Here is a 17547-nt window from a genome sequence, read left to right on the forward strand (position 1 = left end):
CACCCCGATCGGGGTGAATCACATCAGTGCAATTCCTTCGGTAGTTCGGACGGATCGAGCAACACGAACTTGTTGTCCGCCGCGCGCACCGTCTCCGACATCGAGATGTTCTTGCGCAGCAGATTCCACTCGACGTCGTCGATACGGGCGGTGGCCTGCAGGATGACCTTGCTGTCGCGGGTGCCCCATTCGATCGGCATGAAACTCACCATCTGCCAGGTGTCACCGTTGCTGCGGGAACTGCGGTCGCCCAGGACCGCGACCGCCGGAATCTTCTTGCCCACGGTGTAGCCGCGGCCGGGCAGGCCGCGGACGTTGCGGGCCGCGAGCGCGTAGTGCGGTTCGCCGGCGCCGGGCTTGGCGATGTCGAGCAGTGCGAGCAGCGTGTAGCCGCGCGGGTGGATCGCCGACACCACCGCCGGCACCAGGTCGCCGTTGGCGTACAGGTCGTCGATGCTGCCGACGTGGCGCGGCGTCCACACCACCATCCACAGGGACGTCACCGCGCACACCGCGAGGACCGCGCCGAGGATGTACGACCACGGCTCGCCCAGGACGAACAGTCCGGCGGCACCGGCGCCCAGGAGAACCGCCATCACCGCGGCCGACCACTGCAGCCGTCGGAGATCGCTGAGCGTCTCGTTGACGGACTTGGCATGGGATTTGTCGACGGGGAACTCGAAGCGTCGCACGGGGGTGAAGTCCTATCCGATGGTCGGGCCGAGCAGGTCGTCGGCGTCCGTGATGCGGTACGCGTAGCCCTGTTCGGCGAGGAAGCGTTGACGGTGGGCGGCGTACTCGGCGTCGAGCGTGTCCCGAGCGACCACCGAATAGAAGTGTGCCTGACCGCCGTCGTGCTTCGGCCGCAGGAGTCGGCCCAACCGCTGCGCCTCCTCCTGACGGGAGCCGAACGTGCCCGACACCTGCACCGCCACCGACGCCTCCGGCAGGTCGATCGAGAAGTTCGCGACCTTGCTGACCACGAGGGTTTGGATCTCGCCGTTGCGGAACTGGTCGAACAGGATCTCGCGTTCCTTGTTCCGCGTGGAACCCTGGATGACGGGGGCGCCGAGTTCCTCGCCGAGTTCCTCGAGCTGGTCCAGGTAGGCGCCGATCACCAGCGTCGGCGCACCGGGATGCCGGTCCAGGATCGACTTCACGACCGCGTGCTTGGTCCGGGCCGTCGAGCACAGCTTGTAGCGTTCCTCCGGTTCGGCCGTCGCGTACGCCATCCGCTCGGCGTCGGTGAGGGTCACCCGCACCTCGACGCAGTCGGCGGGGGCGATCCACCCCTGGGCCTCGATGTCCTTCCACGGGGCGTCGTACCGCTTGGGGCCGATCAGCGAGAACACGTCGCCCTCGCGGCCGTCCTCGCGGACGAGTGTCGCGGTGAGACCGAGGCGCCGACGGGACTGCAGGTCGGCGGTCATCCGGAACACCGGGGCGGGCAGCAGGTGCACCTCGTCGTAGATCACCAGGCCCCAGTCGCGGGAGTCGAACAGCTCGAGGTGCTTGTACTCGCCCTTCGACTTGCGGGTGATCACCTGGTAGGTGGCGATGGTGACCGGGCGGATCTCCTTCTTCTCGCCCGAGTACTCGCCGATCTCCTCCTCGGTGAGCGACGTGCGCGCGATCAGTTCACGCTTCCACTGCCGGCCGGCGACGGTGTTGGTGACCAGGATCAGCGTCGTCGCCTTCGCCTTGGCCATCGCGGCCGCGCCGACCATCGTCTTGCCGGCGCCACAGGGCAGCACGACGACGCCGGAGCCGCCGGCCCAGAACGAGTCGGCCGCCATCTCCTGGTAGTCGCGCAGGTGCCAGTGCCCCTCCTCGAACGCGAGATCGATGGGGTGCGCCTCGCCGTCGACGTAACCGGCGAGGTCCTCGGCGGGCCAGCCGATCTTGAGCAGCATCTGCTTGAGGTGGCCGCGCTCGCTGGGATGGACGATGACGGTGTCGTCGTCGACCTTCTCGCCCAGCATCGGCGCGATCTTCTTGTGCCGCATCACCTCGGTGAGCACCGCGCGGTCCAGGCTGACCAGCGTGAGGCCGTGGGCCGGGTTCTTCACCAGTTGCAGGCGGCCGTAGCGGGCCATGGTGTCGACGATGTCGACGAGCAGCGGTTGCGGCACCGCGAAGCGGGAGAAGTTCACGAGCGCGTCGACGACCTGCTCGGCGTCGTGCCCGGCGGCGCGGGCGTTCCACAGCGCGAGCGGGGTGATCCGGTAGGTGTGGACGTGCTCGGGGGCACGCTCGAGTTCGGCGAACGGGGCGATCGCCTGACGGGCGTCGTTCGCGCGCTCGTGATCGACCTCGAGCAGCAGTGTCTTGTCGGACTGGACGATCAGCGGGCCGTCGGTCACGTGCGCCTCCTAGCAACGGTAACCAGACCATTGTCCAGACGACGGCGGTGTCCCGCCATGTAGGCCTGCGGCCCGTGCGCCTTTCCGGTGGCGGGATCGACCGGAAAGACGCACGGGCCGCAGGCCCTGCCCGGGGTCAGCGCCCGGCGGTGAGAGATTTCTTGGTCTCCATCACCTGGACGAGCGCCTCGGAAATTCCGGCGCGATATCCGACATCCCGTTCGCTGTGCACAGCGGTGGTGTCGAGTTCGTTTTCCAGTCGCGCCTGAATTTTGTCCAGGGCGAGCAGGGTCCGCTTCACGGTAGGTGGTCCTTCACTTTTTATTCGTGCGTCGGTGGGAAAAGGAATCCGGAATGCTGGGCGCGTTCGTCGAGAACGAACAGTTTCGCCGACGCGATGCCGGACCGGAATCCGTCCGAGCGCGGCTCCGGCAGTGCGCCGTCGCCGAGCAGGCGATCCAGTTTGCGGTGCAGGTGGTCCAGAATGCCCGACGCGTCACGCGCCGGTGCCTCGCGAGTCATGGAAGGGCTCCGTCAGTGGCGCTTACGCTTTTTGATGAACTCGTCGGCGTCGACGGCGCGGTTGCGCTTTTCCGCCCGCTTTTCCTTGATCGACTGTGCGGACTTCTTGAGGCTTTTTCCAGGTTTCTTCTCGGCCATTGTCGCTCCTAATTCGAAGTGGCAATCACTCGATCGAGACCATACGTCATTTCCAGGAAAATGCCAGTCGTGCAGTTCGGGGTGCTTTTTCCGGTAGTGCCGGTCGCCGGTCCGGTGCGAGACTCGGGATGTGACGACGTCGGTTCGAGTCCCCGAAAGTCTGCTACCGCACCTGCGCCGTGCCCGGGATCTCGCAGACCGGCACTACGCCGAACCGCTCGACCTCGACGCGCTTGCGGCATCGGCAGCGGTGTCGCGCTTCTACTTTCTCCGGTGCTTCGACGGCGTGTACGGCAAGACCCCCGGCGTCTACCTCGCCGAGCGGCGGATCGAACGCGCACAGGATCTGCTGCGCGCCACCAACCTCACCGTCACCGAGGTTTGCCACCTGGTGGGGTACACCAGCGTCGGGTCGTTCAGTGCCAAGTTCCGGCAGCTGGTGGGAACGACGCCGTCGGCGTACCAGGCGAAGTTCGCGGAGCTCGGGGCGCCGCGGATCCCCGGCTGCTGGGTGTTCATGCACGGGTTGAGCGACCGCGGCTGAACACCGCAATTCTCGAGAAGCGGCCGCCCGGGTGAGCGGCATAGGTTTCGGGGTGACCGCACACGCCGACCACCCCGAGGGGATTTCGATGATCACGAACGTTTCGCTCGTCACGCTGTGGGTGACCGATCAGGACGAGGCCAAGAGGTTCTACCTCGACACGCTGGGATTCGTCGAGGCCACCGACGTCTCGATGGGGGACGGGTTCCGGTGGCTGACGATCACGCACCCCGACCACCCCGAGCTCGAGGTGACGCTGATGAAGCCGGGGCCGCCGCTCGACGCCGATATGGCCGAGGCGATCCGCCGGTCGCTCGCCGCCGGCACCATGAACGGCTTCGGGCTCAGCACCACCGACTGCCACAAGACCTACGAGGAGCTGGTCGCCAAGGGGGTCCAGTTCACCCAGCCGCCGTCGGACCGCCCCTACGGCATCGAGGCCGTGATGCGCGACAACTCCGGCAACTGGCTCGTCCTCGTGGAGCGTCGCGAGTACACGGGGGAGGAGTTCCCACACTGACCGGGCGCGGCGGCGGTCAGTCCACCAACGCGACGGACGTGATCCGGTGCAGCGTGAACCGGCGCACCTCACCGGTCGCCGAGTCGACCGCATCGAGCTGACCGCCGCCGACGCTGACCGGTTCCACGATGCGCTGCGACGCGATGCCCTGCGCGTCGACGTAGCCGATCGACACGCTGCGCCGCACCTGCGCGGCCGTCTGCAGCAGCGTCATCGTCGCCGCGCTGGACGCCCGGGTGCCGTCGCTGCGCAGTCCGGCGCCGGTGGTGGCGGCGGCCCGGTCGCCGGCGCGCAGCGACCGCACCAGCGTCGCGAGCTGCTCGTCGGTGGGGACGGCGGGGGTACGCGGCCGCGGCACCCGGGCCGCCGGGACGCGGGCCCCGCGCGGGCGCAGGTCGACGATCGCGCCGGACGAATCCTCCCCGGCCGGGGCGAACCCGGCCGCGCGCAGGTCGGTGAGCACCTCCTTGAGCGGCGCCTGCGAGATGACGACGGTGGGGGCCAGGGCCCGCAGCGCCAACTGCTCGGCGACGGGGGAGGCGAGGACCTCCGCGAGCAGCGCCGGGTCCTCGCAGCGGATGAACGACGCCGCGACCCCCGCCCGCAGCCGGCCGTGTCGGCGGGCGACGTCGTCGATGAGGTAGCTCAGCGACTGCGGCACCGGCGTCTTGGAACGGGTCGCGAACAGGGTCTGCAGTTCGGACGCGGACAGCCCCGCGTCGAGCGCCCGCCGGATGCTGTTCTCGCTGACCCGGTACATCGACGCCGCGCCCGCGGATTCGATGTCGGCGACGAGGGTGATCTGCTCGAGCAGGTCCGGGACCAGCGGCCCGGGGGCGACGACGGTGAGGTCGGCCTGCACCAGCACGTAGTCGATGGGCGCGGGCAGGGCGGCGTCCATCTCGGCCTCGGGGTCGCCGCCGTGCAGCAGCGCCTTGCCGGGGGAGCTGAGCACCCCGTGTGCCACCAGTCCGAGTGCGCGGGCCTCGTCGAGGGTCCGCTCCACCACGTGCGGGCCCAGCCGTCCGGCCCAGCGGGGACGACGCCACGCGAGCAGTCGGCTGGCCTCGGCCGCGGACACCGTCTTGCCGCTGCCGGCCTCGGCGAGCAGTTCCAGCAGCAGTCGGCGCTCCAGTGCCGCGCCGGGGGCCCGCACCTCCTCGGACAGCGCGGAGATGGGTTTGTCGGTGGCGTCGCGGCTGCCGATGATCCACGGCCGCCGCGGCAGCGTCAGCCAGGCCCCGGCGAGGGTGGCCCAGCGTCGGGCGGTGCCCGCGTTGAGCCAGCCGTCCACGGCGACGGTGGGAGCCCAGTAGTCGTCGAGGTCGGTGTGCGGCGCGGGGTCGGGGGTGCCGCTCGCGATCAGCCCGGCGCCGGCGAGAAGTTCGAGCAGCAGGCCGAGGCGGGCCTCGTCGACGCCGGTCGACTTGGACAGCCGCCGCAACTCCCGCACGCCCAGGCCGCCGGCCTTGAGGGCGGGGGCCGGGGCGTCGCCGAGCGCGGCCACCAGGTCCTCGCAGTGCCGCACCAGTTCCAGGGCCTCACCGGCGGCGGCCGCGTTGACATCGGCGGGCTTCTGCTTGCGTCCGGTCAGCGGGGGCGGGGTGGGCGACGCCGGATCGAAGACGGCCTCGCCGCGCAGCACCTGACCCACCTGGACGGGCAGTTCCACCGTCTCGGCGTCGATCCAGTGCAGCAGTCCGCGGGCGAGGAGTCGTTGGACCGGGCGGTCCGGGGACGTGCCGGGTGCGGCGTCGCGGGTGCGGCCGATCGGCGACGACCGGGCCAGGGTGCCCAGCAGGTCGCGTTCGGCCGGTTCGATGCCGTCGAGCGCGGCCCGGATCTCGTCCTCGGTCATCGCGTCGGATTCGGTGGTGATGCGGCCGATGCGCCACGGGATCGCGTCGGCGGCGGCCCGGACGATCCGCAACCGGTCGTCGTCGCCCCACACCAGGGCCAGGGCCCGCAGCCGGTCGAGCGCCTTGTCCACCGCCTTGCCGGGCACCCGGCCGGCGAGGGCGTCGTCGACGTGCCGACGGTCCACCGGCATCTGGTCGGCCTGCTCGAGCGCCAGCACCTCGAGCACGGTGAATTCGAGGGAGCCGAGGGTGTCGGCGGCCCGCATCACGGATGCGCGCTGCTCGGCGCGTCCGGCGAGGACGGCGGCCGTGGCGGGTGGCGGCACGGCGAGGTCCGGGCGCAGCCGCAACAGGTCGGTCAGTTCGGCGTCCTTGCGGGCGCTCAACCAGCCGGTCAGGGTCGGTGCTGCCACGGGGTTTGCGGTTTCCGGGGCGCCCTCGGTGCCATGCGTGGAGGTCATCAGCTATGAGATTAGTGACCTGGGCTGTACCGCGGCGAACGCTCCTGTCAAAATGGGCGCGTGGCTAACAATTCGAAGAAGCGCTATGTCGATCCAGGGTGGCCGGAAACTGCGGATGGAGATCACGCGGTGACCGAGTTGTCTTCCAGTCGTGCCGGCAATCTTTCGCCGTTCGGCGAGGAGACGGAATTCCCGCTTCCGGTGGACTCCCTGCCCTACGTGCACCCGCACACCGTGATCAACCGCTGACGCGCACACAGAAAAGTGGGCCCCTCGCCGATGGCGAGGGGCCCACTTCGTGTTCGGGGAGAGCGGATCAGCTCTGCGACAGATTCGCCACGCCGGCGACGTCCCGCAGGTTCAGCTTGCTCAGGTCGATCGTCTTCGCGACGTCGTATGCGTCGAGGATCGGCTGGCCGATCTCGACACCGTGATCGTCGGCGGCGTCGATGAGCGCGTCGATCTGGTCGAAGACACCCTGCGCGGGGTGCAGCGGGGCGGCCGGGGTCTCGACGACCGGTGCGGGCGCGACGGCCTGCGGGGTCGCGGCGGGGGCATTGCGCTGCGTCGGCGCGCTGCTCAGGCCGAGCTTGGAGGAGCAGGACGGCCAGGCGCCCCAGCCCTGGTTGGCGAGCACGCGCTCGGCGACGACGATCTGCTGCTCGCGGGTGGCCTGGTTCGCGGTCGAGGCGAACTCTCCGCCGCCGTGCGACTTCCAGGTGCTCGGGGAGAACTGCAGGCCACCGTGGTAGCCGTTGCCGGTGTTGATGCCCCAGTTGCCGCCGGCCTCGCACTGCGCGAGCTTGTCCCAGTCGGAATCGGGGGCCGCGCTGGCGGTGCCGGCGAAGGCGACGCCGCCCACGCCCATGATGGCGCCGGTGACGGCGACCTTGGCTACGGTGCGGCCGGTGGTAGACGGCTTGCGATGACGTCCGCTCATGTCGGTTGGTTCCTCTCCGCACGCGCCTGCGAGGTCAGCTGTCGGGTTCGGGCTGAGAGGTCGCCCGGCCTCGCCGCTCGTGGATGGAGCGGGTCTGGCTTCACCCCCAGGGAGATTGCTCTCCCGATGCCTACGGGGTGGTCCCCTGCGGGACCTGTTCCCCGGAGGACCTTTGGGTCCCCCGTCCCCGTCCATGGATGGTTCGTGGGTGTTCCGGACCCACTGGACGGGGTTTGGCGCGGCGGGCCCGGTGTGGCCGAGTTTCCGGCCGGACACGACGGTACGACGATCAGGCGGCAAACGTCACCGATTGATAACGCGGCGCGTCTTTGTGTTGCTCGACTGCGGAATTCGACGGAGACGGCTTAGCCCCAGCTAGTCGCGCCGAGGCGTCCTCGATCACGGTTCGACACCGCTCCGTTATCGGGACGTAATGTGAGTGAGATCACATCGGGAACGGGCGGTCTGTCCCACTTTGCGGAACGGTCAGGCCGGCGCCCACTGCGCTTGATTGCGTCCGCCGACGTCCACGATCTCCTTGCCGAGCGGCATCAGCGAGACGGGAATCATCTTGAGGTTCGCGATCGCGAGGGGGATGCCGATGATCGTGATGGCCATCGCGATCGCGCTGACGACGTGGCCGATCGCGAGCCACACGCCCGCGAGGATCAGCCAGATGACGTTGCCGATGAGCGATCCGACGCCGGCGGTGGGCTTGTCGACGACGGTCTTGCCGAACGGCCACAGCGCGTACAGCCCGATCCGGAACGACGCGATCCCGAACGGGATCGTGATGATGAGGATGCACATGATCAGCCCGGCCAGGAAGTAGCCGAGTGCCAGCCACAGGCCGCCGAAGATCAGCCAGATGATGTTCAGCAGGATCCTCATGGTGTTCCTTTCGGTGGTCCTGTCGGTGGTCCCGGAGTCTCCGACTCAGCGGCTGCGACGCCCGGAGCGGAGAGCGTAGGCGATCGCGAGCACGAATCCGAGCGGGCACGCGAGCGTGAGGAAGTACAGAACGAGGCCGGGTGCGCCCTCGGAGAGTGCATGGACGAAGAAGATGGCGATGATCGCCGCGAAGCCGATCAGGAAGCTGACGATGGCTGCGTAGAACAGTCCCTTGCCGGCCTGGTCGGGGGTATCAGTGTCGCTGCGGTTCGAATCGTTCGTCACAACACAACGGTAGGCCACCGGTGGCGGCGAGGTGCACGCGCTTCCGAAGTGGAGCGGGGGAGAATTATCACCGAATTGGACGCTTGATCACATTTGCTCCCCTAGGCTCCGCGCCATGACTGCTTTCACTCGTATGTCCGGAGCCCTCGCGTGGCAGGGCAAGGTTCTGGGCGGCGTGCTGCTCGCGCTCTTCCTCGCGGCAGCCGCGGTGATCGCGGTCCCGTCCGTCGCTCGTGCCGACACCCCGGCCCCCACCGTCGAGTACTCGACCGACAACGGTGCCACCTGGGGCGACGCCGACGTGATCGACTGGAATCCCGGTGAGCTGGTGCCCGGGCGGGTACTCGCCACCAGCTTCCAGATCCGCAACATCTCCGGTGTGGAGGGCGTCGTCGGCTTCTCGGTGGGCAACTACACGCTCACTCCCGGTATGACCGCCACCGCCCGCGTCGACATCGACGGCCAGATCGGCAACCCGGTCACGCTCACCGAAACCCGCACGGTGGCGCCGGGAACGAAGCTCGGCTCGGTCCATCTCGGAGCGAACGAGACCGCCGCGATCTCCCTGGTCGTCGGCATGCCCGCGGACGCCGGCAACCAGACGCAGAACGGTGAGGCCAACCCGATGTGGTCCGTCGGCTTCACGCCCGGCCCCGGCGACGTCGCCACCGGCCCCCTCGGCTCTCTCGGCTCCCTTGGCGCCGGGAGCTTCGCCTCCTGATCGAGCAGCGGGCCCGCTGACCCATCGAACGGGCGGTTATCCGACTCGGCACTCGGCCGATGGTCGGATAACCGCCCGTTCGGTGTTGCACGGTCCAGTCAGTGGAATTACCGTCGGCGCCTTACCCGGCTAGTGATTGAGTTGAGCATGGCAATTGATCGAAAGCGCACTAGCTCCGGCCGTTCCCGCGGTTGGGAGATCGCACTCAACGTCGGCGCGGTCGTCGGGCTGATCTGTGTGCTGGCGACGGTGGCGTCGTTGGTGTTCGGTATAAAGCCGCTGATCTTCCGGTCGGGGTCGATGTCGCCGGACATTCCGACTGGCGCGCTGGCGCTTTCGCGGACGACACCTGCCGGTGACCTCGCGATCGGTGACGTCGTGAGTGTGTTCAACGATCAGGGTACGAGGATCACGCATCGTGTCCACGAGATCGTTTCGCAGGACGGTGGTTCCGCCGTCCTGATCCTCAAGGGCGATGCCAACGAGCATGCCGACCTCATGCCGTACACGGTGGCGGAGGCCGATCGGATGTTCGCGAGCGTGCCGGTCCTTGGCTACGTGGTGTCGTGGTTGTCGTCGCCGGTCGCTATTTTCCTGGGTGGCGTGCTTGCCGGTGGACTGCTGGTGCTGGCATTCGGGCCGGTGGCGCAGGCGCAGCGCAAGTTCGACGACTCCGATTCCGATTCCGATTCGGACGCCGAGTTGTGACGGATGCACCGCACCGTCCTGGGCACAGTGCCTGATCTACTGCGGTGGACGGTGGAGGTGGTCCTCGCGACGCTTCGCTTCCCGTCGGGCACGTTCGTGTGAGAGTGCCCCGGCGACCAGTTCGCCCAGGTGGTGGCGATGGTTGACGCGGGGCGAGCGTCCCGGACTCCGTTGGGGCCATTCGGGTTTGTCAGCTTCCAGGGCCTTCGTGAACGAGCGCATGGCAGGCGTGGCAGGTCAGGCTCTCGTTGGCGCTGCCGCGTGCACCAACGCCTCCCGATTCGCAACCCACGTCGTCGGCGGCGCTCGCGCTCGTCGGGTGCGTCGCCGTCGGAGTGTAGGTGGGCCAGGAGACTAGGGGCGTCGTCGTCCGATGATGAGTATGCCGATCACCCCGATGGCCACGAATGCCACAGATGCGGGCTGCGCCCACCAGCCGATGAAGTATCCGCCGACCCCGATGGCGCCGACGGTTCCGATCACGCCGACAGCGAGCAGGAGCGCTGCGATCACCGCCACGAGTGCTCCCTTCGATCGGCCGCGGTGCGGGACTGCGAGGAACGTAACGGGCGATGGCGAACGTAGTTCGGGCGGATGCCGGTCCCCGTCATGTGGGGAGGCCGGCATCCGCCCGAATGTGCGTGAGTCTGATCAGCTGATCGCGCAGGTGGCGGTATCCACGTAGTGGACGGCACCGTCACCGTCGGTGACCGCGAGGGTCCCGTCGCCGTTGTCGGTGATCTTTTCGGCGCCGTCAACCGTCGCACTGCACTGTTCGACGCCATCGGAGAGGACGGCAACGTTGTCGTCGGCCAACTCTGCGGTCAGTCCCTCACCCAGATCGACCTCACGGTCGGCTGCACCAGACGGACGCGTGGTCGTCGTGGTCGTGGTTGTCGGCTGTGTGGTGGTCGTGGTGACGGACGGTGTCTCGGTCGTGGACGTCGGTGCTTCTGTCGTGGTCGAAGGCGTAGACGTAGAAGGTGTTTCGGTCGTGGACGTCGGTGCTTCCGTCGTCGTCGTTGTCGCGCTCGGCGTTGATGTCACATCGACCGGGTCAGGCCCGCCGAGGGGCCCGCCGCCTTCCTGTTGGATGGCAACTCGAGCTGATACACCGAATGGATCCCAAGTGGTCTGGTTTTCCCAGGCGTTGTTGGCCTGGCTGGGGGATGGGCCGTTCTCGCATTCGGTCCTGCTGCTGGTGAGGTCCTTGTACGAGATTGCGGTGTTGGCTCCCCTCCAGCCGGAAGACCTGGCGGGCCCGTTCAGCGTGTGCACGCGGGCGTACACGCTGGCCCGGGGGCTGGTTGTGCTGATCCCGTTGAGCGAAGTTGTGGTCTGGGCGGGGTACTCCCAGTAGAGCGATCCGTCTCCATGCACAAGTCGGACCACGTAGCCGGTCGCACCGGGGACCGCAGGCCAAGACAGGTTTGCGCGTCGACCAAGAAGGTTCAAGCCACCGCTCGTTGAGCAGTTGACTTGGGCCGTAAGTGGTGTCGGGAAGTAGTTGCCGGTCGCGAGCATCGAGACATTCGCGGTACCGGTGTCGGTGAGGCTGGCCTGTGTGCCTGCCGACTGGGCGAGTCCCAGCGCCACGACAACGACGCCGCCGATCGCGAGAGCGGAGCGTAGCGACAGCATCCGGGCACGGAAGTTGCGAGTGTTAGCCATGTCAGTCTCCTAGAGGTTCGCCGCTGGCTTACGCGCCGCTCGGTACTTCGGTTGCTGTGAATTCGAATGCCGCACCGAGGTACTTCATTCGGGTGGTGTCCGGTGCGGTCGAACTCAAGGTGATCTGGAAGCACAGGTTCTCCGTGCCCTCGGCCTTGGTGAGGGTCCGTGACGGGATCAGGTCAACCGGCGCGGCAGTCGACAGCGCCTTCGAGTCGATCAGGGTGCCGCCGCTGCATGTGGTGTTGTTGCTGCTTCCGCCGTCGTACACGGCGACTGTGAGACTGCTCGCGAGGCCGGCGTCACCGTTCGCGGTAGCTTTCGCGACGTAGGCGAAGTCCACGGCGCCAGTGTTCTGAACCGGCAGCATCGCGGCGACGCTGTTGCCCTTGAGTATGCTCGTCTTCTCCAGCGCGGTGAAGGCGTGGCTCGGGCGGTCGCCGTTCAACTTGAGCTGAATGGATCCCGTGCTGAAGACGCCCGACGTCGCAGTCGCGCTGTTCGACCATGCCGCCATCGTGCCCACCGCGCCCAGTCCGAGGACCATCCCGAGGGACAGGACGGCACGCGTGCGGGTCCAGGCGCCATGACTAATACGTCCACGCATCTGCACTGCCCTGCGCTTTCCCTCGTGTGATGTCATTGTGTTGACCTACTTCGTTTCCGTCGTTCTGGTGCTGCCGCCCGCCAGCAGCGTGCTCGCCATACCTCTCGATAGTCGATCTACCGGCAACACGATGAGCTCCTTCACTTTCCGCTGATACACGAATTCCGTTTGGAAATCAGGGCCGCCGAATGGGAGGGGGTCCGACGACGGCCCTGACGTTTGATGCGCGTGACCCGGTCAGGGGAGTACCTGTTCGAGGTGGACGCCGATGTCTTGGAAGTTCGCTGCGGCCGACTGCCCGGCAGTGCCGGCCGTTTGCCGATCGAAGGTGAACGTCGCCGCAACCTCGACGGTTGCACCGTTGTGTGCTGTGGTGACGACGTTTCCGGTCGGCAGCGGCGACCCGTTGATGCTCGTCGTCACCTGCGGTACCAGTTTCGCGGTGAGCTGACCACCACTGGTGAAGGTCACGGGGTCGGTCGTGAGTCGCGCCTTCAGGCCGTCGCCCGAGAGGGTGAGCTGGAAGCTGGCCTTGTAGATGAGGGCGTCACCCGGCACGATCCGGAAGGAAGCGGTGTCGATGGGCCCGTTCTGGTCGCTCCATACCGGTGCGGAGACCTGGGTGAGTGCGAGCTTGCCGGAAGTGTTTCCACCACCACCGATTTCCGTCGGCGGGGCGGTGGTCGTCGGCGCGGTGGTGGTGCCACCGCTGGAACTGCTACCGCCACCGAGGCTGCCGGTGTCGCAGCCTGCGGTGAACAACACGGAAGCGAGCGCCACCGCGGCAACTCCGCACTTCGTGAAGGCTTTCATCGGACTAGTTCGTTCCCCTCGCTCGGGTTTTCGCGCAGGATCGGAGCACTCGACGCATGAGGGTCGAACACTGGGATTTCAGTGGTGATAGCGGTGGAATCATCCTCCGCAGCAACGTCCTTCCGCTGGCGGCGTACTCGTGCCTTGTCGCGGACGGAGCCGACGAACATGACAACCGCATACGCCAACAGGCCGCCCACCACCACCGCAAGGAGCGCGGAACGCTGCTTGCCTGATATGAAGTTGTTGACGTAGCCGACGTACGGGACTGCGTACCAGACTTTTCCGCGGACCTGTCCGGGAACTACAGGTCGCTCGTCCGGTGCCCGGTTGGCGTCACCCTGCGTGGTGAACCGCAGCTCACCCTTCGCCGAGTACTGCACTGCGGTGATGCGGTGCGTGACGACATCGACCTTCCCGGATTCCCACTGGAACGTGATGGCGTCACCGACGCCGAGTGTTCCGGCGTCCACCGGCTTGACGACGACGAGCGTGCCCGGAGGATACGTCGGCTCCATCGACCCAGTAAGCACCGTGTACGGCGTCGACCCGGTGACCCGGGGAATCACGATCGTCAATGCCAGGATGCCCACCATGACGATGAGCAGGAGCCACGACACGACCGACTTGACCCACCACCAGGCGGTGGTCGATTCAACATCAGAGTCGTTGGCGTGGCTCATGTTCAGACCTGGCTGGCGTCGAACGTGAACGTCGTGGTGGAACTGACACCCCCGGGTGCGCCCGCGCCGACCGTCCCGCGCAGGCACAGAACGGTGGTGGCATTCGGCTGCAGTGCGGGCTGTAGCGTGCTGGCAGCGCCGATCATGGGGCCGTCATACAGCGACGTGCCGGCAGGGTCACCAGCTGCCGTACAGGCAGTCTCGTTCGCGACTTGCCACACTTTGAGAGTCAGCGGAAGCGCCGTGTTCGACTGAGTGACACCGGCCAGCTTGTACTGCATCGGTACGTTGCCAGTGTTCTTGACCGTCAACGGAGTCTGCGAGTACCCGCCGACAGCAAGGTCGGTCTTCCCGAACGAGTCGAGAGTGAAGGACCCGGTGCCGACGCCGATGTCCAAAGTGCCGGCGGTGATCGTCGCGCCGGGAAGCGTCTCGGTGTCACTCCACAGGGCGCCGGTCTGCTGGGCCGAAAAGAAAATCAGCCCAACAGCCGGCACCGCTGCAAGTGCCCACCAACGGTGGTTCTTCGACAAGGCTCTACTGCTGCTGGAGCTTCAGCTGAACGCCGTTGAGTGCCGCGGTAGCGCCCTGGGACGTCACGCCGTCGGTGTCAGCATCGAACGTGACCGTCGTCTCGACGGTCGCCGAGCGCGGCCCTGCCTGCGAGGAGATGACGCCGGTGGCAGAATCGACGCCCGTAGCCGTGACAGTGGGAGTGCCCCAGGTCAACCCATCGAACGTGCCAGCGGTGCCCGGATCCAGAGTCAGTGTGGCGTTGAGGTTGGTGCCTTCTGCGATGAAGGTCGTGGTCGCCTTGTAGACCAAGACGTCGCCGGGGACGATCTTGAAGGTTTCGAGGTCGACCTCGTTGCCTTCGGTAGCTGCGTCCTCGTACCAGGTGCCGGTCGTGGTCCCGGTGAACTGCAGCTTTCCAGCGGTGATGGTGCCGCCGTCGAGGGTCTCGGTGTCGTTCCACGCGGCGAAGGTGCCGGCACCACCGGCAAGGAGCAGTGCCGCGGCGCCGGCGGCGATTGCGCCCTTGGTCTTCTTGTTCATGCGGGTGTTCTCGTTTCTTCTGGCCCCGCAAGCGGGGTCGTTACAAGGGGTGGTGCGTCGGCACTCAGACACTTGGACCAGTCAAAACTTTGTTTCACGCAAACACCTGGTCGGCGCTTGTCCGGCGCTGGCAGAACTGGTGGAGCAGGCGAACTGGTAGAACAGGACACAACCCCCGAGCTGCGCCGGAGTACTTTCTAGCACCCCGGGAGCCTCGTTGGGGGCGAAACTGGTCAATTGTCCAGTAGGGGATTTGCCCTGATCGGTTCAGCGGGATCGGAGGGTGCCGGTCAATGGTTCGGTTCAGTGCCGGCGCCCCACACGGAATCGGCTGCTCAGTGCCCCTTGAATGCCTCTGCCAGCCACCACGCGCCGCCGTCGGAACTCACCTTCGCGTCGATCAGGAGTGGCCGGGTTCGCGGACCCGCGATCCACTCGCGCACGGCGTCGAGATCGCCGGCCGATCGCACCGTCACGGCCTCGGCGCCGTAACCGCGTGCGATGGCGGCAATGTCGGTGTCCGGGAAGGTGACCGCCGAATGATCGGTGCCCGGGGCGTCGAAGTGGTGGACCTCCGCGCCGTACGCGCTGTCGTTGTAGACCACCAGCACCATCGGCAGGCCCAGACGCACCACGGTCTCCAACTCGGAAATCCCCATGAGGAAGCCGCCGTCGCCCAGCGCCGCGACGGGCAGCCGATCCGGCTGTGCCAGCGCCGTTCCGATCGCCGTGGCCAGGCCCAGCCCGATGGACTGGAATGCCTGCGTGAAGCAGAAACCGAACTCGTCCGGCACCGACAGATACGCGCTGGGATAGCCCATGAAGTTGCCGGAATCCACCGACACCGTCCGCTCCCGCGGCAGGATCGCGTCCAACTCCCGCGACAGCAGGCGCGGATCGATCGTCGTCCCGGTGGACAGGTCGTCGAATGGCACGTCGTTCCAACGGACCTGCGCCGCAATGCGCGAGCGCACCTGCTCGGTGCGGTACCGGGTGCCGCCGTCACGCACCTGCTCGAGCGCGACGGCCGCGGTCTCCCGGCAGTCACCCAGCACGCCCAGGTCGATCGGCCGGTTCGCGCCCAACGCCGAATCCTCCACGTCCACCTGCACGACGGTGGCCTCGGCGCCGATGAGCGACCCGTGCCGCATCGTCCACATGTTCAACGCGCAACCCCAGCCGACGATCACGTCGGCGTCGGCGATCAGTTCCGCGGTGAGCGGACTCGAGAAGCCGCCGGAGATGCCGAGCGAGAACGGATCCCCCTCGAACAGGCCGTTGGCCACCGCCGATGTCGCGACCAGCGCGCCCACCTCCCGCGCGAGCGCCGCGATCTGCGGTCCGGCGTCGCGGGCGCCGCGCCCGGCGACGAACACCGGCCGCTGCGCCCGCTCCAGCACCGACACCAGCGCGTGCAGCGCGTCCGAGTCCGGGCGGGTCCGCCGCACCGGCGGCAGCAGCGGGATCGCCCATGACTCCGGCGCCGCCTGCTCCTGCACGTCCAGCGGCAGGCTCAGCACCACCGTCCGACGCTCCCGCACCGCGGTCCGGTACGCGCGGACGGTGTCGGCCACCGCCGACGCCGCCGAATGCACCCGCTCGGCCACCGCACCGACACTGCGCGCCAACGCGTCCTGGTCGATCCGGAAGTTCGACCGCACGGCCGCGCCCGCGGTGTCGGCGGTGAGCACGATCAGCGGGGTGCGGCTCTTCGCCGCTTCACCGATCCCCGTCAACGCATTGGTCAGCCCGCACCCCTGATGGGTGGTGACGATCGCCGGCAACTCCGACATCCGCGAGTACGCGTCGGCCATGGTCGCAGCCCCGCCCTCGTGCCGGGCCGCGACGAACGGCACCCCCGCCGCGATCAGGGCATTGGTGACCGCGAAGTTGCCGCTGCCCACCACCCCGAACGCGTGCCCCACCCCGAGATCGGCGAGGGTCCGCCCGACCTGCTGCGCGACGGTCCCGCTCATGCGCGCTCGACCAGCGCGAATACCCGGGCCGGGCTGCCGGTGCCACCGACGATCGGCAGCGGCGACGCCACCAGCACCGCGCCCACCGTCGGCAACCTGTCGACGTTGCGCAACTGCGTCAGGCCGTACTTGTCGTGACCCAACAGGAAGTAGTGCGCCGGGAACATCGGGTCGAAACCACCCGCGATGCCCGCGTCGATGCCGACCGTCTCCACCCCGAACCCCGTGATGGGACTCGACTCGGCCAGCCACTTCGCCGCCGCCACCGACAGACCGGGAGTGTGCGGGCCGTCGGCGTCGGCGTTCGCGAACCGCACCGGATCGCCGCCACGCTCACCCCACCCGGTGCGCATGATCAGCCACGCGCCGTCGGGAAGCGGACCGTTCTCCGCCTCCCACGCCTCGAGGTGCTCCACCTCGAGCACGAAATCGGGGTCCGCCTCCACCTCTGCGGTGACGTCGACGACCGCGACCGGCCCGATCAGCCGCTCCGGCGGAATCTGATCGACACTCGCACCGTCCCGGCCGGTGATCCAGTGCGTGGGCGCATCCAGATGCGTGCCGGTGTGCTCGCCGGTGTGCAGGTTGTTCCACGCCCACGCCGGGCCGTCCTCGTCGAAATTGCTGACCGTCTCCAGTCGCGCCGGAATGGTGTTCGCGAACGGTTCCGGCAGATGCAGCACCGGGGTGTCCGAACCGAGCGGAGCGGTGAGGTCGAGCACCTCGATGCTCTTGGAGCCGATCTTGGTGAGCAGGTCGGTCAGCGTCGTCACGGTGGCGTCCTATCAG

General features: G+C 67.8%; 23 protein-coding genes. 5 read left to right on the top strand and 18 right to left on the bottom strand.

Annotated features, from left to right (window positions below; all coding sequences use genetic code 11):
• Positions 1–23: 23 nt before the first annotated feature.
• From IJ15_RS0105320 to IJ15_RS26915, 5 genes are all read right to left on the bottom strand, one after another.
• Positions 24–692 (bottom strand): DUF3239 domain-containing protein, encoded by a 669-nt coding sequence (locus IJ15_RS0105320; protein ID WP_031937308.1) that lies wholly within the window; start codon positions 690–692, stop codon positions 24–26.
• Between the two features lie 12 nt (positions 693–704).
• Positions 705–2363: a DNA repair helicase XPB gene (locus IJ15_RS0105325; RefSeq protein WP_031937309.1), complete on the bottom strand. Its 1659-nt coding sequence runs from the start codon at positions 2361–2363 to the stop codon at positions 705–707.
• A gap of 136 nt (positions 2364–2499) precedes the next feature.
• The gene (locus IJ15_RS26375; RefSeq protein ID WP_174908455.1) at positions 2500–2664 is read right to left on the bottom strand and encodes a hypothetical protein; all 165 of its coding nucleotides are present in this window, start codon (positions 2662–2664) and stop codon (positions 2500–2502) included.
• 20 nt (positions 2665–2684) lie between these two features.
• A complete protein-coding gene (locus IJ15_RS0105335) occupies positions 2685–2885 on the bottom strand; it encodes a hypothetical protein (RefSeq protein ID WP_031937310.1) in 201 nt (66 codons plus the stop codon).
• 12 nt (positions 2886–2897) lie between these two features.
• Entirely contained in the window at positions 2898–3023 is a 126-nt protein-coding gene (locus IJ15_RS26915; protein WP_269321474.1) for a hypothetical protein, read from the bottom strand.
• Between the two features lie 130 nt (positions 3024–3153).
• Between IJ15_RS26915 and IJ15_RS0105345 the strand changes: the two genes are divergently transcribed.
• Both IJ15_RS0105345 and IJ15_RS0105350 read left to right on the top strand, forming a co-directional pair.
• Positions 3154–3567 carry a helix-turn-helix transcriptional regulator gene (locus IJ15_RS0105345; protein ID WP_031937311.1) on the top strand — a complete coding sequence of 138 codons (414 nt, stop codon included), beginning with the start codon at positions 3154–3156 and terminating at the stop codon, positions 3565–3567.
• An 88-nt stretch (positions 3568–3655) separates the two neighbouring features.
• Positions 3656–4087, top strand: a complete 432-nt coding sequence (locus tag IJ15_RS0105350) for a VOC family protein (RefSeq protein WP_031937312.1) — start codon at positions 3656–3658, stop codon at positions 4085–4087.
• 16 nt (positions 4088–4103) lie between these two features.
• Here IJ15_RS0105350 and IJ15_RS0105355 read toward each other — a convergent pair whose 3' ends face one another.
• Positions 4104–6407, bottom strand: coding sequence for a helicase-associated domain-containing protein (locus IJ15_RS0105355; RefSeq protein ID WP_031937313.1), 2304 nt, complete (start codon positions 6405–6407; stop codon positions 4104–4106).
• A 60-nt stretch (positions 6408–6467) separates the two neighbouring features.
• Between IJ15_RS0105355 and IJ15_RS0105360 the strand changes: the two genes are divergently transcribed.
• On the top strand, positions 6468–6656 hold the full coding sequence (locus IJ15_RS0105360) for a hypothetical protein (RefSeq protein ID WP_031937314.1): 189 nt from the start codon (positions 6468–6470) through the stop codon (positions 6654–6656).
• 67 nt (positions 6657–6723) lie between these two features.
• On the opposite strand, the gene IJ15_RS0105365 is transcribed toward IJ15_RS0105360, so the two are convergent.
• The 3 genes from IJ15_RS0105365 to IJ15_RS0105375 all read right to left on the bottom strand — a co-directional run bounded on the left by IJ15_RS0105365 (position 6724) and on the right by IJ15_RS0105375 (position 8523).
• Complete coding sequence (locus IJ15_RS0105365; RefSeq protein ID WP_031937315.1) at positions 6724–7347, bottom strand: resuscitation-promoting factor Rpf1 domain-containing protein; 624 nt, start codon at positions 7345–7347, stop codon at positions 6724–6726.
• A gap of 486 nt (positions 7348–7833) precedes the next feature.
• Positions 7834–8238, bottom strand: a complete 405-nt coding sequence (locus IJ15_RS0105370; protein WP_031937316.1) for a YccF domain-containing protein — start codon at positions 8236–8238, stop codon at positions 7834–7836.
• Between the two features lie 45 nt (positions 8239–8283).
• Entirely contained in the window at positions 8284–8523 is a 240-nt protein-coding gene (locus IJ15_RS0105375; protein ID WP_031937317.1) for a hypothetical protein, read from the bottom strand.
• A 115-nt stretch (positions 8524–8638) separates the two neighbouring features.
• Between IJ15_RS0105375 and IJ15_RS0105380 the strand changes: the two genes are divergently transcribed.
• Positions 8639–9244, top strand: a complete 606-nt coding sequence (locus IJ15_RS0105380; RefSeq protein ID WP_031937318.1) for a hypothetical protein — start codon at positions 8639–8641, stop codon at positions 9242–9244.
• A 147-nt stretch (positions 9245–9391) separates the two neighbouring features.
• Positions 9392–9952, top strand: a complete 561-nt coding sequence (locus IJ15_RS0105385; protein WP_031937319.1) for a signal peptidase I — start codon at positions 9392–9394, stop codon at positions 9950–9952.
• 354 nt (positions 9953–10306) lie between these two features.
• On the opposite strand, the gene IJ15_RS25955 is transcribed toward IJ15_RS0105385, so the two are convergent.
• From IJ15_RS25955 to IJ15_RS0105440, 9 genes are all read right to left on the bottom strand, one after another.
• On the bottom strand, positions 10307–10471 hold the full coding sequence (locus tag IJ15_RS25955; protein WP_156112027.1) for a hypothetical protein: 165 nt from the start codon (positions 10469–10471) through the stop codon (positions 10307–10309).
• 132 nt (positions 10472–10603) lie between these two features.
• The gene (locus tag IJ15_RS26380) at positions 10604–11623 is read right to left on the bottom strand and encodes a hypothetical protein (protein ID WP_197059757.1); all 1020 of its coding nucleotides are present in this window, start codon (positions 11621–11623) and stop codon (positions 10604–10606) included.
• Positions 11624–11651: 28 nt separating this feature from the next.
• Complete coding sequence (locus IJ15_RS0105410) at positions 11652–12230, bottom strand: SipW-dependent-type signal peptide-containing protein (RefSeq protein ID WP_231569428.1); 579 nt, start codon at positions 12228–12230, stop codon at positions 11652–11654.
• 237 nt (positions 12231–12467) lie between these two features.
• Entirely contained in the window at positions 12468–13043 is a 576-nt protein-coding gene (locus IJ15_RS0105415) for an alternate-type signal peptide domain-containing protein (protein ID WP_031937322.1), read from the bottom strand.
• Positions 13040–13726 carry a signal peptidase I gene (locus IJ15_RS0105420; protein WP_051918528.1) on the bottom strand — a complete coding sequence of 229 codons (687 nt, stop codon included), beginning with the start codon at positions 13724–13726 and terminating at the stop codon, positions 13040–13042. Before IJ15_RS0105420 ends, IJ15_RS0105415 begins: the two co-directional genes overlap by 4 nt.
• Before the next feature lie 2 nt (positions 13727–13728).
• A complete protein-coding gene (locus IJ15_RS0105425; protein ID WP_031937324.1) occupies positions 13729–14259 on the bottom strand; it encodes a hypothetical protein in 531 nt (176 codons plus the stop codon).
• A 4-nt stretch (positions 14260–14263) separates the two neighbouring features.
• Positions 14264–14782, bottom strand: coding sequence for an alternate-type signal peptide domain-containing protein (locus IJ15_RS0105430; RefSeq protein WP_031937325.1), 519 nt, complete (start codon positions 14780–14782; stop codon positions 14264–14266).
• A gap of 335 nt (positions 14783–15117) precedes the next feature.
• Positions 15118–16758 carry a thiamine pyrophosphate-binding protein gene (locus IJ15_RS0105435; protein ID WP_031937326.1) on the bottom strand — a complete coding sequence of 547 codons (1641 nt, stop codon included), beginning with the start codon at positions 16756–16758 and terminating at the stop codon, positions 15118–15120.
• Positions 16755–17531 carry a cyclase family protein gene (locus tag IJ15_RS0105440; protein ID WP_031937327.1) on the bottom strand — a complete coding sequence of 259 codons (777 nt, stop codon included), beginning with the start codon at positions 17529–17531 and terminating at the stop codon, positions 16755–16757. The genes IJ15_RS0105435 and IJ15_RS0105440 overlap by 4 nt, the downstream gene beginning before the upstream one ends.
• Positions 17532–17547 lie beyond the last annotated feature (16 nt).

The organism is Prescottella defluvii (assembly GCF_000738775.1).
GTDB classification, from domain to species: Bacteria; Actinomycetota; Actinomycetes; order Mycobacteriales; family Mycobacteriaceae; genus Prescottella; species Prescottella defluvii.

Coding starts and splice junctions, on each gene's coding strand:
- IJ15_RS0105355 (WP_031937313.1), bottom strand. CDS start 6,407: ATGACCTCCACGCATGGCACCGAGGGCGCCCCGGAAACCGCAAACCCC.
- IJ15_RS0105420 (WP_051918528.1), bottom strand. CDS start 13,726: ATGAGCCACGCCAACGACTCTGATGTTGAATCGACCACCGCCTGGTGG.
- IJ15_RS0105365 (WP_031937315.1), bottom strand. CDS start 7,347: ATGAGCGGACGTCATCGCAAGCCGTCTACCACCGGCCGCACCGTAGCC.
- IJ15_RS0105350 (WP_031937312.1), top strand. CDS start 3,656: ATGATCACGAACGTTTCGCTCGTCACGCTGTGGGTGACCGATCAGGAC.
- IJ15_RS0105335 (WP_031937310.1), bottom strand. CDS start 2,885: ATGACTCGCGAGGCACCGGCGCGTGACGCGTCGGGCATTCTGGACCAC.
- IJ15_RS0105435 (WP_031937326.1), bottom strand. CDS start 16,758: ATGAGCGGGACCGTCGCGCAGCAGGTCGGGCGGACCCTCGCCGATCTC.
- IJ15_RS0105415 (WP_031937322.1), bottom strand. CDS start 13,043: ATGAAAGCCTTCACGAAGTGCGGAGTTGCCGCGGTGGCGCTCGCTTCC.
- IJ15_RS0105380 (WP_031937318.1), top strand. CDS start 8,639: ATGACTGCTTTCACTCGTATGTCCGGAGCCCTCGCGTGGCAGGGCAAG.
- IJ15_RS0105370 (WP_031937316.1), bottom strand. CDS start 8,238: ATGAGGATCCTGCTGAACATCATCTGGCTGATCTTCGGCGGCCTGTGG.
- IJ15_RS26380 (WP_197059757.1), bottom strand. CDS start 11,623: ATGGCTAACACTCGCAACTTCCGTGCCCGGATGCTGTCGCTACGCTCC.
- IJ15_RS0105410 (WP_231569428.1), bottom strand. CDS start 12,230: ATGCGTGGACGTATTAGTCATGGCGCCTGGACCCGCACGCGTGCCGTC.
- IJ15_RS0105385 (WP_031937319.1), top strand. CDS start 9,392: ATGGCAATTGATCGAAAGCGCACTAGCTCCGGCCGTTCCCGCGGTTGG.
- IJ15_RS0105430 (WP_031937325.1), bottom strand. CDS start 14,782: ATGAACAAGAAGACCAAGGGCGCAATCGCCGCCGGCGCCGCGGCACTG.
- IJ15_RS26915 (WP_269321474.1), bottom strand. CDS start 3,023: ATGGCCGAGAAGAAACCTGGAAAAAGCCTCAAGAAGTCCGCACAGTCG.